Here is a 16,350-nt window from a genome sequence, read left to right as displayed (position 1 = left end):
GCATCCGCCGCATCCTGATACGCTTGCTCTGCCGCTGCTACCAAGTCTTCTACCGCTGCAATTTCTGTTGCATCGTCAACACCGTTGTTGTTGCTGTCCGTCACCGCTGGAATCACGATATCCGTTAAGTTATCGAGACGATCTTGTAAGTCGTCTTTATCTGTTCCTGCTGGTAAGGCATCTACCGCATTTTGTGCAAGTTCTTTGGCATCTTGCGCATCTTTCAAGGCATCTTCTAAAGCAGCTTTTTCTTCAGGTGTGATTAAGCCATCTGTATTCGCATCAGTGAGTGCATCTTCTGCTGCTTGATACGCATCTTCTGCTGCTTCAACAAGATCTGTGGCTAAATCAACTAGATTTTCTGTGCTGTCATCAACTCCGTTTTCATTGGCATCGTTGACTGCTGGAATAGTAATATCCGTCAACGCATCAATACGGTCTTGGAAGCCATCTTTGGCATCTTGTACGGCTGCAGGTGCCGACGGTAAAGCATCGACCGCATCTTGTGCTGCGTCTTTGGCGTCTTGTGCCGCTTTGAGGGCTTCTTCAAGTTCAGCTTTTTCGGTTGGGGTGATTAAGCCATTTGCATTGGCTTCTTCTAATGCATCTTCTGCGGCTTGGTACGCATCTTCTGCGGCTTTTACTGCCGTTTCGGCATCGGCAATTTGTGCATCCACTGCATCATCAATACCGTTGCCATCGGTATCTGTCACCGCTGGAATGGTGATATCCGTCAACGCATCAATACGGTCTTGGAAACCATCTTTGGCATCTTGCACGGCTACAGGTGCCGACGGTAAAGCATCGACCGCATCTTGCGCTGCGTCTTTGGCGTCTTGTGCCGCTTTGAGAGCTTCTTCAAGTTCAGCTTTTTCGGTTGGGGTGATTAAGCCGTTTGCATTGGCTTCTTCTAATGCATCTTCTGCTGCTTGATACGCATCTTCTGCGGCTTTTACTGCCGCTTCGGCATCGGCAATTTGTGCATCAACTGCATCATCAATACCATTGCCATCGGTATCAGTGACCGCTGGAATCTCGATATCCGTTAAGGCATCAATTCGATCTTGCAGTGCATCTTTGTCCGTACTGTCTGGCAAGGCATCCACTGCATTTTGTGCTACATCTTTAGCATCTTGCGCATTTTTTAAGGCATCTTCTAAAGCAGCTTTTTCTTCAGTTGTGATTAAGCCATCTGTATTCGCATCAGTGAGTGCATCTTCTGCTGCTTGATACGCATCTTCTGCTGCTTCAACAAGATCTGTGGCTAAATCAACTGGATTTTCTGTGCTGTCATCAACTCCGTTTTCATTGGCATCGTTGACTGCTGGAATAGTGATATCCGTCAACGCATCAATTCGATCTTGGAAGCCATCTTTGGCATCTTGCACTGCTGCAGGTGCCGATGGTAAGGCATCGACCGCATCTTGCGCTGCGTCTTTGGCGTGTTGTGCCGCTTTGAGGGCTTCTTCAAGTTCAGCTTTTTCGGTTGGGGTGATTAAGCCATTTGATTCAGCCTCTGAAAGTGCATCTTCTGCTGCTTGGTACGCATCTTCCGCTGCTTTCACTGCTGCTTCTGCATCGGCAATTTGCGCATCCACCGCATCATCAATGCCATTACCATCTGCATCGGTCACAGGTGGAATCACGATATCCGTTAAGTTATCGAGACGATCTTGTAAGTTGTCTTTTTCAGTACTGTCTTTTAATGCGTCAACAGCTTTCTGAGCAGCATCCTCAGCAGCTTTGGCATCGGCAAGTGCTTGCTCAAGCTTGGTCTTTTCTTCAGGGGTAATTAATCCATCCGCTTGTGCATCGGTCAAAGCATCCTTTGCGGCTTTATTTGCATCTTCTGCTGCTTTTACCGCTTTTTCTGCCGCATCGAGTGCTTGATTTGAGTTACCCGAACCCGATGAACTATCTGAATCATTATTTGCCCAAGCTAAAATGCCTCCAGCAGTAACTAAAGGAAATAACCACGTCCATAAACCAACTGTTGAATCTGAATAGAGTAAAGGATTAATTTCATCGATCGGATTATAGTTAATTTCAAATAATCCAGCTTCATTTGGATTTGTTTCTAATAGATATAATTTATCATCTTCTTCTAGTACAACATTGTTTTCATTTGGATTATCTGTAAAGTAATTCTCAATTATTAGTTGCTGTCCGTCTTTCATTTTTATAATTAAAGTATTTCCACTTCTCTCCATACTTAAAACATTTTCTTTTGAAGTATGTATAACAACAACAGAAGCCTCCTTTAATAAAATATTACTCGTTTGTATGTTTTCTAAAACAGAATGATGTTCTTTTGATACAACTTGGACGTGTAACATGACAATTACCCTCTGGTTTATTTATATATTTATGATTTAAATTTTTTTTTAACCACAAGCTTTATCTTATTAATCAAAAGGCATGTGAATGGACATATAACAGTTCAGCAAAGTTAAAAAAAATATTAAAGTTTTTTTCTTTATCGCATTGTTAAGATGTTTCACGCCAAACAGAAAGAATGAATTTGCAAAAAAATACACACAAACACCAAAAATATGTGATTTTGTTTGCATTTCAAATGTAAAAAAAAGCAAATAAAATGTGATAAAATTCAACAAAAATGTAATTTTTATAAATTAATCATCGATATGAATACAATATACATACGTAAAATTACCAAAATTACATAATAAGTATTTTTATTTACATTTTTTTTAAAAAATCATGAAATAAGATCTAACCTCTTTAATTTATTGATTTTATTTATTTGTAATTCTCATTAATTAAAACCATAAAAAAAACCTGTAATTAACTACAGGTCATTTTTAAGATTAAAAATTAATTATTAATTGTTTTTTCAAATGATTTTAAACGTTTGTAAATAGAAATCAGTTCAATAATGGTTGTCCACGAGGAAATCAGGTATTGGAAAGAATCACGTACACGTCCAAAGACATTTAAAATTTGCATTAATATACCGAGCGTGATTGTTCCCGCTGCAATACTTGGAAACAATACAAAGTACCCATAAATATTATCAAGCTGCATATACCAAATACGAACTAGGTTGAAATAAGCATAGTGAAAATACAGTCTAAAATAATTAAATCGGACTTTACCAAATAATTCTTTTAATGTGAGAGGGTCTGCTCGATCTGCATAATCTTCACCATAAACTAATTCTTTACGATATGCTGCTTCGACTTTTTGATTATTAAACTCCAAACCCGGTAGTTTATAACCCACAAGCATTAAAATAACCGTCCCTAATACTGCCCAAAGGACTGCCGCCCAAACTAATGCATAGGTGATTTCCCCCACGACAGGTAATTTCTTTACATGTGTTGACAAAGTTAACAGCACAGGGAGAAATGCAATTAAGGTCATCACCGATTCAACCAAGCTAACCCCAAGTCCTTCTGTGGTTCTCGCAAAACGCATCGTGTCTTCTTGAATACGCTGTGAGGCACCTTCAATGGTTCTCAGTTTTTTCCAATGCGCTGTATAAAAGTCATTCATCGCGGTACGCCAACGAAAAACATAATGACTGACGAAAAACAGGTTCAATACCGCCAGTGTGACATACACCATGGCCACATAGAGAAAAGTCAGCGTCTCTGAATATAGCGTCGCCACTTCGCCCCCACCACCTGAAAGCATCTTCTGGATCAGATCATAGAATGGGTTATACCAAGCATTGATTACGACATTACATTCCACGCTAAACCAAACATTAAACAGGATAAATGCGGTTCCCCACACAGACCATCGTTGCCAAGGATTATCTGATTTAATCTTCCAAAAGGCTGCAAAGAGTGCCGTTGCTACAAAAAACCAAGCATAGAACCATAAAAATTTGGGGCTCCAAAATCGGCTAATACCAATAGGCAGCTCTGCTTGATGATAATTTGCAGCTAAACCAAACATCGTACCCCAACTATTGCCACCGCTATACCACAAGACAATATTGATCACGAACCATATAAGGAATGATCCAAAAAACCATTTTGGATTTGGAAAAAAAGATTTAAACATTGGTCCTACATTTCCCTGAATCTTTGTTTTTAGATTGAGTTGCTGATAATAAGTTTTATTTCATTAATTTTCTTGTTCAGATTGAATATTTAACGCTGTTTAATCTGAAATTTAACAATCAAATACAAGACGACACATCTTTCGGTTAGCTTAAGGATGAAAACTGAAGTTCACCTTAAATTCATTATTGATCATGCCCTTTTGATGATCTGGTCATTGTTTGTGGAACAAAAAACACATCTTAGGACATATAATTACTGTTAAAAAGTTTGTCATATTTTAAAATTTTTTTTGATATCAACAGATTAAAAAACCATAATTTATTTAACCATTATTTAAACTTAAGTTATGGAAATCTCTAAAATATTTTCTGCGATGGAGCTCACGTCATTTACAAAACCTGTTTCTTCACCAATAATATGCTAAGTTCAATTAACAACCTATGCTTGGGGAAGTAAAATGGAAAGTGCAATTGTTGAATTACTCAAACCAATTACATTAAATAAAGAAAATTGCAGTCCTTTGGTTTTTGAAACTGGTACCGTTCTGAAAGTGATTATGCAAACGCCAGAAGGTCTTTTGGTAAGTAATGATGATAAATTTAACTTTATGATTTCATTCAAAGATAAGAATGATGTTTGGCGCGAAATTTAATTTTGACGTTAAATCTTTAAATCTTCGAATTTTGCATAATAATGAAATTTAAAATTTACTGATCTAAAACGGCATTAAAATAATAAGGGACTGACGAGAGCAGTCCTGAATCAAATTGATCCCTCTTGCTCATCTTCACTTTCAAAACCATCATTTAAGACCCTTTTCTCAACTATCTTTCATTAATCTCATTTTTTTCTAACTTCTACTCCACTTTATTTCAAATGCAATCTATAGAAAGTGTTCTATTTAATTCATCTGAATCAAAGATCGAATTGAGTGGACGATTAAGGCTTATCTGTTGTTTTAAAAAATATTTTTTTGCTCAATTGATAGAAATAATTGGTGGTCAATATCACAAAAATCAGCCGTGATAGTTGAAACGCAACCACGATAGGCACAGCTAATCCAAGGGCTTTTGCCATTAAAGACATTTCTGCAATGCCGCCGGGAGATAAGCCTAAAACTAAAATCTTCCCATTAGCATGACTGATATACATCAAGAACAATGCAAACAGGATGGATAATCCTAATGCCAACAAATTCAAAATGGTCGTGATGGCGATGAATTTTTTATGGCTTTTTAAAAAGCCAAAAGGAAACTTTGTCCCTAATGACCAGCCTATACATATTTGTCCAAACGCCGTAAACCACGTCGGAAATTTTAGTTCCAATACTCCGAAAAATGAAAGTAATCCCACTATAACTAATGGTCCGAGAACCCATGCATTTAATACGTTGAATTTTTGAAATATTTTCGCTATCAAACAGGCCAAAGCAAATAAAAGAAGAATTTGGACAATTCCAAAGTGATCAATGATGTGTGGGTCTAGACTCACCCAATGAATATCAAATAATGCTGCTAAAACGATTGGTACAAGCACCACAAGTGCCACAATTCTTAAACTATGTGCAGCAACGACTTTATCTACTTGCGCATGGTGATTTTCTGCGATATTCACCATTTCACTGGCACTGCCGATTGCAGAAGAAAACCACGCCGTTGCCCAATCTAAACCATTGATACGATATTGTAATCCTGCGATAAGTGTTCCCAAAATCAATGACCATAAGATGCCGAGTACGATAAATATCCAATAGGCAGAAATAGCATGGACTAGCGCTGGGGTAAAATATAGTCCCAAAACCATACCAATAATGACTTGTCCCACTTTACGCCAATGCGGTGAACATGTGAGTGGTTGGCCTATACAACCAAACAATAAAGCCGCGAGTAATGGCCCGAGCAACCACGGTAAAGGGAGATGAAGTAAATTTGCGATGAGCGCACCGATCAGTGCGCATACCAATCCTTTGGCATTTAATTTTATTATTTCCATATGATCTAACAGCAATGGTCAGACTCGCTGACCATTGCTTTCCATTTAAGCTTTTTGCTTCTTAATGAATAGATATTTACGGACAATTGGCAAGATCAACAACAGTGCTGACATGACCCATAGTCCCATACTGATGTTACTGCTCCACAGAATACTGAGCTCACCTTGAGAAATGGAGAGTGCACGTCGTAGATTTGACTCCATCAATTCACCCAGTACAAAACCAAGAATCAGAGGTGCCAATGGAAAATCAAATTTTCGAAGGATATATCCAACAATACCGAGCCCCATACAAAGCACAAGATCGAAAACAGTGCTATGAATTGCAAATACCCCAACAAAGCTGACGGTTGCAATAATAGGAATCAAAATATAGCTTGGAATCGAAAGTAAACGCGCAAAGAAGCCAACTAAAGGTAAGTTCAATACCAATAAGATAATATTTCCCACCATTAAGGATGCAATCAATGCCCAAACCAAAACTGGTTGCTCCGTAAATAACTGCGGACCTGGAGTAATGTTATACATGGTCAAAGCCCCCATCATGACCGCAGTTGTTCCAGAACCCGGTACACCTAAAGTCAACATTGGGACAAAAGAACCACATGCTGCCGCGTTATTAGCACTTTCTGGCGCGGCCAAACCACGTAGATCACCTTTACCAAATTGACTACTATCCCCCGCCATTTTACGTTCAGTGGTATACGCCATGGCACTCGCCACACTGGCACCCGCACCCGGTAAAATCCCTGAGAAAAACCCAATCAAGGATCCACGAATCATGGTGGCTAAAGCACTCAGAAACTCTTTGACATTAAATAATGAGCGTTTTCCTTGTTCTAAAACCACTTTGCCCATCGTAGTCCGTTCAAGCAGCAGTAAAATTTCACTGATACTAAATAAACCAATCACCACAGTTGTAAAGGCAATGCCGTCACTTAAACCCACACTATCAAATGTAAAACGATAAACACCGGTAATCGCATCCATACCCACGGTCGAAATTGCCAGACCGATCAGCGCCATGATTAACGTTTTAAATGGTTGCGTGCTGACTAAACCCGTCAGGCAAACAATGGCAAAAACCATCAAGGCAAAGTATTCCGCTGGTCCAAAGGAAACCGCCCATCGTGCCAAAATCGGAGCAAATAAAACAATCCCAATAAAGGCAATCGTACTACCTATAAATGAGCTAACAGATGAAAGGGATAAAGCAATACCTGCCTTACCTTGCTGAGCCAAAGGATAACCATCTAAAGTGGTCATAATTGCACCCGCATCGCCCGGTACATTCAGCAAAATTGCAGAAATTCGTCCACCATATTCACAACCGAGATAGACTGCTGCCAATAAAATTAAAGCACTATCAACGGGTAATCCTAAGGCGTAAGCAAATGGTAATAAGATGGCAACACCATTGATTGGACCCAATCCCGGCAACAGTCCGACAATCGTTCCAATAAATGCACCAATAAAAGCAATGAGTAAATTTTGTGGTTGTAAGGCAACTTCAAAACCTGTCATTAAGAAATTAAATATGTCCATGTCGTTGTCATCCCTAACCCAAGAAGCCTAGTGGCAATGGCACATCCAAAACACGGTCAAACAGATAGTAGGTACTCATACTCAGCACCAAACCCGTAATAACAACTGGTACTGTTTTCCCGTTAAAAAGTTTCCCAACCGCGATGGTCATCAGTAGCGTTGCTGCGATAAATCCCAACCATTCGAAGCAAAGCGCATACAGTGACAATGCCAATGTACATAGAACAAGTTTGCCGATTAAATGCTTAGTCCAACCTAGTTCAACAGGTTCAAACATCATGGCTGGGCGCACAGTCAAATAAATGGCACTCACTGTAATTAAACCCATCAGTAAAATTGGAAAGGCTTTCGGTCCTACAGGGTCGTAGGAAATCGGCGCTTCAAAATTGCATGCGTAAATTAATAAGAAAAAACCGCAGACCGCAATGATGGCCGTAAGAATCCGTTCAGATTTCATCATCTATCCTCGAAAACAAAAAACTGAGTTGAAAAGGCATTCAACTCAGCGTATTTGTTATTTTGATAATTTATATTCTTCTGATAATTGACGCATTTCAGCCGTTTGCTTATAGACATAAGCACTAATTTCTTCACCTGTTAATTCAAATGGCAACAGATCCTGATTTTCTCGAACGGCATCAAATTTCTGATTGGTCATCATTTTATCAAAGGCATTTTTCCACCAAGCATATGCCTCATCACTGACCTTTGGTCCCATGTAGAAACCACGAATCACAGGCCATTCCAAGTCGTAGCCTTGTTCCTTCGCAGTTAATAACTTAGAAAATTTACCCGCTAAACGTTTATCAGAAAACACTGCTAGAACACGGATATTACCCGCTTCGAGATGCGAGCCAATTTCACTCACATTCCCCACGCCCACTTGAATATGTTGACCTAACAAGGCTGTTAATACTTCGCCACCGCCTTCGAGAGCTACAAAACTCATGTTGGCAGGATTTACCCCAGCCTTTTTAGCCAAAATTGCCGTTTGCATCCAATCTTGACCACCCACACTGCCAGCACCACCAAAACTGATCCCTTTTGGATTTTCTTTTAGCGCCTTCATCAGATCATCCAGTGTTTTTAATGGCGAATCCTTATGCACTGCCACTAAACCGTAATCAACAGCTACACCCGAAAGCCACTTCACATCCTTCTCAGTAAAATTACCAAATTTACCTTGAGCCAAATTCAGTAAAGAACCAGTTGAAAATGCGATGACCGCATTGTTATTTGCTGGATCATTATTCACGATTTTATTGTAAGCAACGGCCCCAACGCCGCCTGGCATATAGGTCACACGCATGGGGTCTTTTAATACTTCTGTTTCTTTAAAGCCGGATTGGATCAGCTTACAGGTCATATCAAAACCACCACCCGGCTTTGCAGGTGCAATACATTCTGCACGTTTTGGATGACCAGGATCTTTTGAGGCATTGCCTGTGCCGCAGCCAACGACTGCAATACTGGTGCAAGCGACGGCTAACCATTTTAATTTCTTCATTGTTAAAATATCCTTATAGCGTTGTAGTCCATTTAAAAATTCAATTTTCTTACCTATAGCCATCATCGACCTCCATGGTCCGGTTGTGGTTTGGGTGCTTACTTGGTTTTTGAATTCGTTTGAAGTTTTGCGACACGTTCTTCGACGGCAAATTTTAGTAATGCGGCACTTCGGTAAAAGCCGTGCGCAAACTTACCAAAAGGGATCGTCAAGAAGAAAGTCATAACGGTTGCAAGATGAATAATCAGCAAGAGAGCCATTGCGGAACTATCGCGAAATGCCAATAGCGCCAGACCTGTAATGCTGATCAGCAATAAAAGGAAGATAAAACCACGGTCCATAGGTTTTTGTTTTGCATCCCCATGCATCGGATGTCGTTTAATATTGAGATGTAGCAGCCCGATCGGTCCAATGATCAGACCAATACCGCCCAATGTACCTAAAATCACCGGTAAACTGGTGTAGGCATACGGTGCTTCTAAACCTAAAAAGTAGTGATACATCGTCGCGACACTAGTTGCCATAAAGCAAAGTAAAAATCCATACATCGTAAAGTGATGGAAAACACGGCGGATTTGCGTATAACGATCATCTTCTTCATTACAGCCTTTACCATGTCCACCATCTAAATATTTTAAGGTCAGGACATTTTTTGACGCTTGTAAGATATCGGGTTGAGCAACGCCTTCTGGAATAATTTTTGAAGTTTGTTTCCAAAATTTTGCTATTCCCAAGCCCAAAAGCACAAAAGCTAAGATAAATACAGAGCCAAATAACACGGCAAGAAAGTTATGCGGAAAAATTGCATAAAAATTCCCTTGATATTGGCCAAAGATATTGGTGCCATTAAGCCAAACACCTAAGAGCATCAGTAATGCAAAAAATACCGACATCGCAGAAACTAGCGGAATTCCGGTCTTTTTATAAATCGCACCAAAAGATGCAGGAACTGCAAATTCTTGATAGGTTTCTAGGCGGACTTGTGCCATGGCTTGAGGAATATTGACGCCAAATTCATGCGGAGGCGCATACTGACAGGCATGTAAACATGCGCCACAGTTGTGACATAAATTTGCCATGTAATGAATATCGGCTTGAGTAAACTCAAGTCTTTTGGTCATTGCAGGGAAAACCGCGCAGAATGTTTCGCAGTAACGACATGCATTACAAATCTGTAAAGCCTGTTTTACTTGTTGTTCATGATCCGTGAGCTGCACAACTGGTATTAAGTTTTTAACATTTGCATTCATTCTTTAAACTCCCAGTTTAAACGCAGCTTGAGCCGCATTTTTTCCTGCAATCCGCCCAAATGTCGTTCCGATCGACATACCTACACCGGCCGTATAACCTTGCCCAAGTACATTGCCTGCCATCATTTCGCCTGCAACAAATAGATTTGGACTCGCGACATTTTCAAAGCGCACAGCCGCATCATCTTCGACTTTTAAGCCTAGATAGGTGAAAGTAATGCCTGGACGTAAAGCGTAGGCATAATATGGCGGTTGGTTTAAAGGAACAGCCCAATGTGTTTTTGCGGGCGTTAAATTTTCGGTATGGCAATTATCCAGTACCGTGTGATTAAACTCACCCGCCACACAGGCTTGGTTATAGTCCTTCACTGTTTGAACTAAAGTCGCAACATCTAGATTTAATTTTTCTGCCAACTCTTCGATCGTATCTGCCTTAGTACCTTCAAAGACTGGTGGCATAAAACGCCCAACCGATTTTGAATCAATAATTGAATACGCAATCTGACTTGGCTGTTTTGCAACTAAACGCCCCCAAATGGCATAACGTTTCGGCCAGAAATCTTCGCCTTCATCATAAAAACGTTGCGCATTTTTATTAACCACGATGCCAAGCGAAACACAGTCAATGCGGGTGCAAATGCCACCATCGTAGAGCGGTGCGCGGGCATCAACTGCGACACAATGTGATTGAGATGGGTCGCCAATAATATCTGCACCCTGATCAATCATGAACTTTAATAAGTTGCCTTGGTTAAAACGTGTGCCTCGTATAATGAAATGATCTGCAGGCCATTCGCCATTTTCATTTTGTCCCCACGCTTCTTTTAACCATTCGCGATTGGATTCAAATCCACCTGCAGCTAATACACATGAAGCGCCGTCAAAACGCGTGCCATCTTCAGCAATTGCAGCAATAAATGTCCCATCTTCAATAATCAGTTCATTGATTTTTGTGTTGTAGCGAATCTCGACCCCTAAATCTTTTGCACTTCTAAAATAGGCATTCACCAAAGCTTTACCACCGCCCATAAAAAAAGCATTGGTCCGTGCTACATGTAAGGCACCTGATAACGGTGGTTGAAAATTTACCCCATGTTGACGCATCCAATTACGGCAAGTTGCCGTGGTGCGAATCACTAAACGCGCTAAATGCTCATTGGTTTTACCTGCAGTCACTTTAAGTAAGTCCTGCCAATATTCTTCTTCGGGGTAGGCATCGACTAATACATCTTGAGGTTCATCATGCATACAACGCAGGTTACGGGTATGTTGTGAATTTCCACCGCGCCATTCCTTTGGTGCTGCTTCTAGCAATAAAACTGAAGCCCCAGCCTCCCTTGCTGTCAGTGCTGCACATAAAGCGGCATTCCCACCGCCAATTACAATTACATCATGCATTCGATGTCTTCCCTTTCGAATTTGATGTAATTTAAGACCAAAACTGCCTAGCGCTGTGATAGGCAACTTTTAAATAGGTGTTTAGTAAAATTAAATAGGCTAAAAGTCTAATAGTTCAGCGCTAGGCCATAAACCATTGTTGATCAACTCTTTAACACAAATTTTAATTGCTACTTTGGTGGCGAGACTTGCAGGAGAAAGCTCTTCTTCTGCAATACTAATAAGATAATTAATTCGATCCAGCACTGGTTCGACTACTTTGAGTAAACAAATATCTGATTTGAGATAATCAAAATGTGCACTGACAGGTTGAATGGTCGCCATATTTAAGTTGCTGACACAGTTCATGAGTAAGTGTAAACCATCAACTTCATAATTTACGTCCAGCCCCTCAACCTTTTGATCTATGAATTTACGTAGTCCATGTCGTTGGCTTGGTAATACCAGAGGCAAACGATTCACATTTTCTAAATCAATTTTTCCATTTTCAATGCAGTGTTCAAAGCCATACTCTTTCAGTAAAGAACGATTTGCCATAAGAAACATTTGTTCTTTTAATAACGGTTGTACTGCCCAATTGGCATCGACATCTTGGGTAAAAATAATGGCAATGTCGAGCTGTCTTGAGTTGACTAAATTGGTTAAATTTCCCGAGAGACTTTCAACTAAATGAATTTTAATATCAGGATAACGCTCTGACATGAGCTGCATAAATGGTATGCCCAAAACTGACGCTATACTGGGTGAAAATCCAACGCTGACATGACCCGTCAGACGAGATGAGTGCGCCGCCTCAATGGCATATTGCACATGACGTAGAGAAAGTTGAGCCTGCTTAAAAAATGCTAAACCCGCTGGCGTGGGCGTCACACCTGTAGAATTTCGCTGTAATAAACGTGTGCAAAGTTCATCTTCAAGTTTTGCAATTTGTTGACTGAGTGCCGATGTGCCAACCTCAAGTTTTTGTGCAGCTTTGCCTAAACTTCCAGATTCTACAATGGTGATGAAATATTTGAGCTGTTTAAGTTCCACTCACGCTCCTTAAGATTTTTTCAATGCATCATGTTAGTTTTAACAATATAGAAGCTAAAAAAACAGAAAAATCATTCAAAAGAAGTATTTAATATAAAAAAATATATTTATGTATTTCGACACTTTAAATTGTCATATTCTACCTACTCAATTCACCTTTAGTCCCTCAAAAAAATCCACTATCTTACCCGGCAAGATAGTGGATTCAGATTTAAGGAATAGGTTCTAGTAAGCCCACTGCACCAGCAGTCTAAAGAACCCTGCGACAAGCGCCAAACTCAAGACACCACCAAGCCATAGCACAATAAACCAGCCTGCTTGATTCAGTTTCATGATGATTCTCCTTAATGATAGCCATCATCGCCGACACGAACTTTGTCACGGAACACCCAATACGACAGTGCGGTATAGAACAAAATAATCGGTATCAGCACCAATGCTCCAATCAAGGCGAACAATTGACTGCTTTGCGGTGCTGCTGCCTGCCAAATGGTGACGGATGGTGGGATGATATTTGGCCATAGACTGATTAAGAACCCTGTATATGCCAGCACAACTAAGACAAGTGTATAAATAAATGGCGCAAATTCCTGACGTCTTTTACAGGCGCGTAAAGCCAATAATGTGAAGATCAATACTAAAATCGGCACAGGGCTAAAATAGTACAGTTGCGGCAAGCTAAACCAACGATTTGCAATCTCTGCATGTACCAATGGGGTGTAAATACTCACTGCAGCAAAAATCACAAATAAGGCGATAATCAGTTTTGGCATGAGGCTAAACATATGATTTTGAACACGTGCATCAGTTTTAAAAATCAGCCAACCACAGCCCAAGGTGGCATATAGCACCACTACAGCAATCCCAGTAAAAATTGAAAATGGGGTCAGCCAATCCAATCCACCACCACTATAAATACCATTGGTGGTTTCAATCCCTTGGATATAAGCACCTAAAATCATACCTTGGAAGAATGATGCCAAGATCGAGCCCCAAATAAACGCTTGATCCCATAAATGTTTGGTGCGGTTCGCTTTAAAACGAAATTCAAAGGCGACTCCACGGAAAATCAGCGAGATGACCATTAAGATAATCGGCATATACAGCGCAGAAAGCACAGTCGAATACACCAATGGAAATGCCGCAAATAAGCCTGCACCACCTAAAACCATCCAAGTTTCATTGCCATCCCAAACTGGTGCAACGGTATTCATCATCACATCGCGTTCTTGGCGATCTTTTACTAAAGGAAAAAGGATACCAATCCCTAAATCAAAGCCATCGAGTACCACATAAATCAGCACACCCACAGCAATGATTACTACCCAGATTAAGGATAAATCAATCATGGTTTTTCTCCTGTGGTTGTACTTCAAGCGACTCATCAATGGTACTCATTGGACGATTTGATGCACGAATGACCTCACCATCGCTATGGGCTTGAGAATGAATGAACTGTGGTCCTTTAACCATCAGTTTGAGCATGTAATAAATCCCAATACCAAATACGACGCAGTAGACAATCACAAAGATTATTAAGGTTAAACCGACTTGTTCTGCCGATACTGGTGACAAGGCATCTTTGGTACGCAGTACGCCATACACGACCCAAGGTTGACGACCGACTTCTGTGGTAAACCAACCAGCAAGCAAGGCAATAAAGCCTGAAGGTCCCATACATAAGGCAAATTTGTGGAGCCATTTTGACTCATAAAATTTCCCAGTTTTACGCAACCATGCACCCATCATAGCAAGCAAAATCATCAAGACTCCCATACCGACCATAATGCGGAAGCTCCAAAATACTATGAGCGAGTTTGGTCGATCTTCAGGGGCAAATTCTTTTAAGCCTTTCACCTCTCCCTCTAAGGTGTGCGTCATGATCAGACTACCGAGGTTCGGAATGCCAATTGCATACTTGGTTTCTTCCGCCTCCATATCAGGAATACCGAACAAATATAACGGCATGCCATGATCTTTATTAGTTTCCCAATGTCCTTCAATTGCAGCAAGTTTCGCAGGTTGATGTTCTAATGTATTTAGACCATGCATATCCCCCACAAATACCTGTAAAGGTGCAAGTGCGAGAATCATCCACATCGCCATAGAAAATGATTTTTTTACTAAGGCATCACGGCGACCTTTGAGTAAGTGCCATGCTGCAGTAGCAGCGACCAATAAGCCAGATACAAGGAATGCTGCTAGAGCCATATGCGCTAAGCGATATGGGAATGATGGGTTAAAAACGATAGCAAACCAATCTTGCGGCACTATAATGCCATTTTCAAAGCTGAAGCCTTGTGGAGTTTGCATCCAGCTATTGGAAGATAAAATCCAAAACATGGAAATACAGGTGCCAATTGCCACCATCAGCGTGGCAAAGAAATGGGTTTTAGGACCCACTCTTCCCCACCCAAACAGCATAATGCCTAGGAAACCCGCTTCTAAGAAGAAGGCACTCAAGACCTCATAACTGAGTAAGGGGCCAGTGACACTACCCGCAATACGAGAGAATTCACTCCAGTTGGTGCCAAATTGGTAGCTCATGACTACCCCTGAAACTACTCCCATTCCGAAAGACAATGCAAACACCTTGATCCAAAATTGGAACAGATCTCGGTAAACGGGATCTTGTGTTTTAAGCCAACGCCATTCTAAGACCGCAAGAAAACTTGCTAGCCCAATGGAAATTGCAGGGAAAATAATATGAAAAGAAACTGTAAAAGCGAATTGAATTCGCGCCAATTCAAGTGCTGTCAAACCTAAATCCATGTCTATCACCTTATTGTGGAATTATGCGGTGAACCACTAACGGCCCATAATTTCGGGACTGCTTTAGGAAAGATAGATCAGTACGATGACGCAGACTGTTGTGAATCTGTTGGGATTTGATCAATTGTTTTAGCCTAATGATATAGGCGAACCGATTCTGTTCGCATCCGCTAAACGGTGCAAAAATATAAAGTTTCATAAAATCACTCTTTAAATACCGAGGTAAATCAACAATTCAAATTGTTGGTCTGATTAGGATTTAAAGTGTGTGTGGAGGTGCCCTACCTTGTGGAAGTAAGTAAAGCCTTTGCAGTGAGAAATATACATGTCGGAAAGCATCTTTATAGAAACTTAGACGGACTTGAATCTTATCGATGATTTCAACTATCTCAAAATCAAAAGGTAGGACAACATCACCATAGACGGTACAGTATTGGCATTGATGGTTATGTCCATTGTGATCGTCGTGATTATGATCGTGGGTCAGATGATGAACAAGTTCGTTATACGTCTCATGTACGTGTTTGTGCTTTTCTGGGGACAGTAAATTATGTGTAATAGAGAGACATACCGGAGCAATTTGAAATTCTTCGGGTAATAGTGGTTGTAAATATACTGCGATTTGCAAAACTAAAGTTAAAATTGCAAAAAACAGTCCACTCTGTCTTAGCAACATATTCTCTCAACAGATGCCAACGAAAGCAAAAATACTTAAAAAGCCGTGCTTCCTTGAAATCCGATCATACAAGTCAGCTTTATAGAATAAATATACCTAAAATACCAAGATCTTTAAAGTGAATATTCACTTTAAAGATCTAAA

14 protein-coding genes are annotated in these 16,350 nt (G+C 40.4%); 1 reads left to right on the top strand and 13 read right to left on the bottom strand.

What is annotated here, in order from left to right; all coding sequences use genetic code 11:
• On the bottom strand, positions 1-2,336 hold a 2,336-nt coding region (locus FTV50_RS07650), incomplete at its 3' end, for a BapA prefix-like domain-containing protein (protein WP_180024040.1).
• A 499-nt stretch (positions 2,337-2,835) separates the two neighbouring features.
• Positions 2,836-4,032: a peptide antibiotic transporter SbmA gene (sbmA, locus tag FTV50_RS07645; RefSeq protein WP_180024039.1), complete on the bottom strand. Its 1,197-nt coding sequence runs from the start codon at positions 4,030-4,032 to the stop codon at positions 2,836-2,838.
• 459 nt (positions 4,033-4,491) lie between these two features.
• Here sbmA and FTV50_RS07640 point away from each other — a divergent pair, with 459 nt between their 5' ends.
• Complete coding sequence (locus FTV50_RS07640) at positions 4,492-4,686, top strand: hypothetical protein (protein WP_078193067.1); 195 nt, start codon at positions 4,492-4,494, stop codon at positions 4,684-4,686.
• A gap of 287 nt (positions 4,687-4,973) precedes the next feature.
• On the opposite strand, the gene FTV50_RS07635 is transcribed toward FTV50_RS07640, so the two are convergent.
• The 11 genes from FTV50_RS07635 to FTV50_RS16690 form a co-directional block, all read right to left on the bottom strand.
• Positions 4,974-6,026: an AbrB family transcriptional regulator gene (locus tag FTV50_RS07635; protein WP_180024038.1), complete on the bottom strand. Its 1,053-nt coding sequence runs from the start codon at positions 6,024-6,026 to the stop codon at positions 4,974-4,976.
• A 45-nt stretch (positions 6,027-6,071) separates the two neighbouring features.
• On the bottom strand, positions 6,072-7,571 hold the full coding sequence (locus tag FTV50_RS07630) for a tripartite tricarboxylate transporter permease (protein WP_180024037.1): 1,500 nt from the start codon (positions 7,569-7,571) through the stop codon (positions 6,072-6,074).
• Positions 7,572-7,584: 13 nt separating this feature from the next.
• The gene (locus FTV50_RS07625) at positions 7,585-8,031 is read right to left on the bottom strand and encodes a tripartite tricarboxylate transporter TctB family protein (protein ID WP_180024036.1); all 447 of its coding nucleotides are present in this window, start codon (positions 8,029-8,031) and stop codon (positions 7,585-7,587) included.
• Positions 8,032-8,085: 54 nt separating this feature from the next.
• On the bottom strand, positions 8,086-9,141 hold the full coding sequence (locus FTV50_RS07620; protein ID WP_180024035.1) for a tripartite tricarboxylate transporter substrate binding protein: 1,056 nt from the start codon (positions 9,139-9,141) through the stop codon (positions 8,086-8,088).
• Positions 9,142-9,176: 35 nt separating this feature from the next.
• Complete coding sequence (tcuB, locus tag FTV50_RS07615) at positions 9,177-10,328, bottom strand: tricarballylate utilization 4Fe-4S protein TcuB (protein ID WP_180024034.1); 1,152 nt, start codon at positions 10,326-10,328, stop codon at positions 9,177-9,179.
• Positions 10,329-10,331: 3 nt separating this feature from the next.
• Positions 10,332-11,726, bottom strand: coding sequence for an FAD-dependent tricarballylate dehydrogenase TcuA (tcuA, locus tag FTV50_RS07610; protein ID WP_180024033.1), 1,395 nt, complete (start codon positions 11,724-11,726; stop codon positions 10,332-10,334).
• Positions 11,727-11,825: 99 nt separating this feature from the next.
• The gene (locus FTV50_RS07605) at positions 11,826-12,758 is read right to left on the bottom strand and encodes a LysR family transcriptional regulator (protein WP_180024032.1); all 933 of its coding nucleotides are present in this window, start codon (positions 12,756-12,758) and stop codon (positions 11,826-11,828) included.
• 225 nt (positions 12,759-12,983) lie between these two features.
• On the bottom strand, positions 12,984-13,091 hold the full coding sequence (locus FTV50_RS07600) for a DUF2474 family protein (protein ID WP_111886050.1): 108 nt from the start codon (positions 13,089-13,091) through the stop codon (positions 12,984-12,986).
• Between the two features lie 11 nt (positions 13,092-13,102).
• Entirely contained in the window at positions 13,103-14,107 is a 1,005-nt protein-coding gene (gene cydB, locus FTV50_RS07595) for a cytochrome d ubiquinol oxidase subunit II (RefSeq protein WP_078193076.1), read from the bottom strand.
• On the bottom strand, positions 14,100-15,530 hold the full coding sequence (locus FTV50_RS07590; protein ID WP_180024031.1) for a cytochrome ubiquinol oxidase subunit I: 1,431 nt from the start codon (positions 15,528-15,530) through the stop codon (positions 14,100-14,102). Before FTV50_RS07590 ends, cydB begins: the two co-directional genes overlap by 8 nt.
• Before the next feature lie 259 nt (positions 15,531-15,789).
• Complete coding sequence (locus FTV50_RS16690) at positions 15,790-16,203, bottom strand: DUF2946 domain-containing protein (protein WP_078193302.1); 414 nt, start codon at positions 16,201-16,203, stop codon at positions 15,790-15,792.
• Between the last annotated feature and the right edge of the window lie 147 nt (positions 16,204-16,350).

It is taken from the genome of Acinetobacter sp. YH1901134, assembly GCF_013416965.1.
GTDB lineage: Bacteria > Pseudomonadota > Gammaproteobacteria > Pseudomonadales > Moraxellaceae > Acinetobacter > Acinetobacter amyesii.
This window is presented reverse-complemented; position numbering and strand designations above follow the sequence as displayed.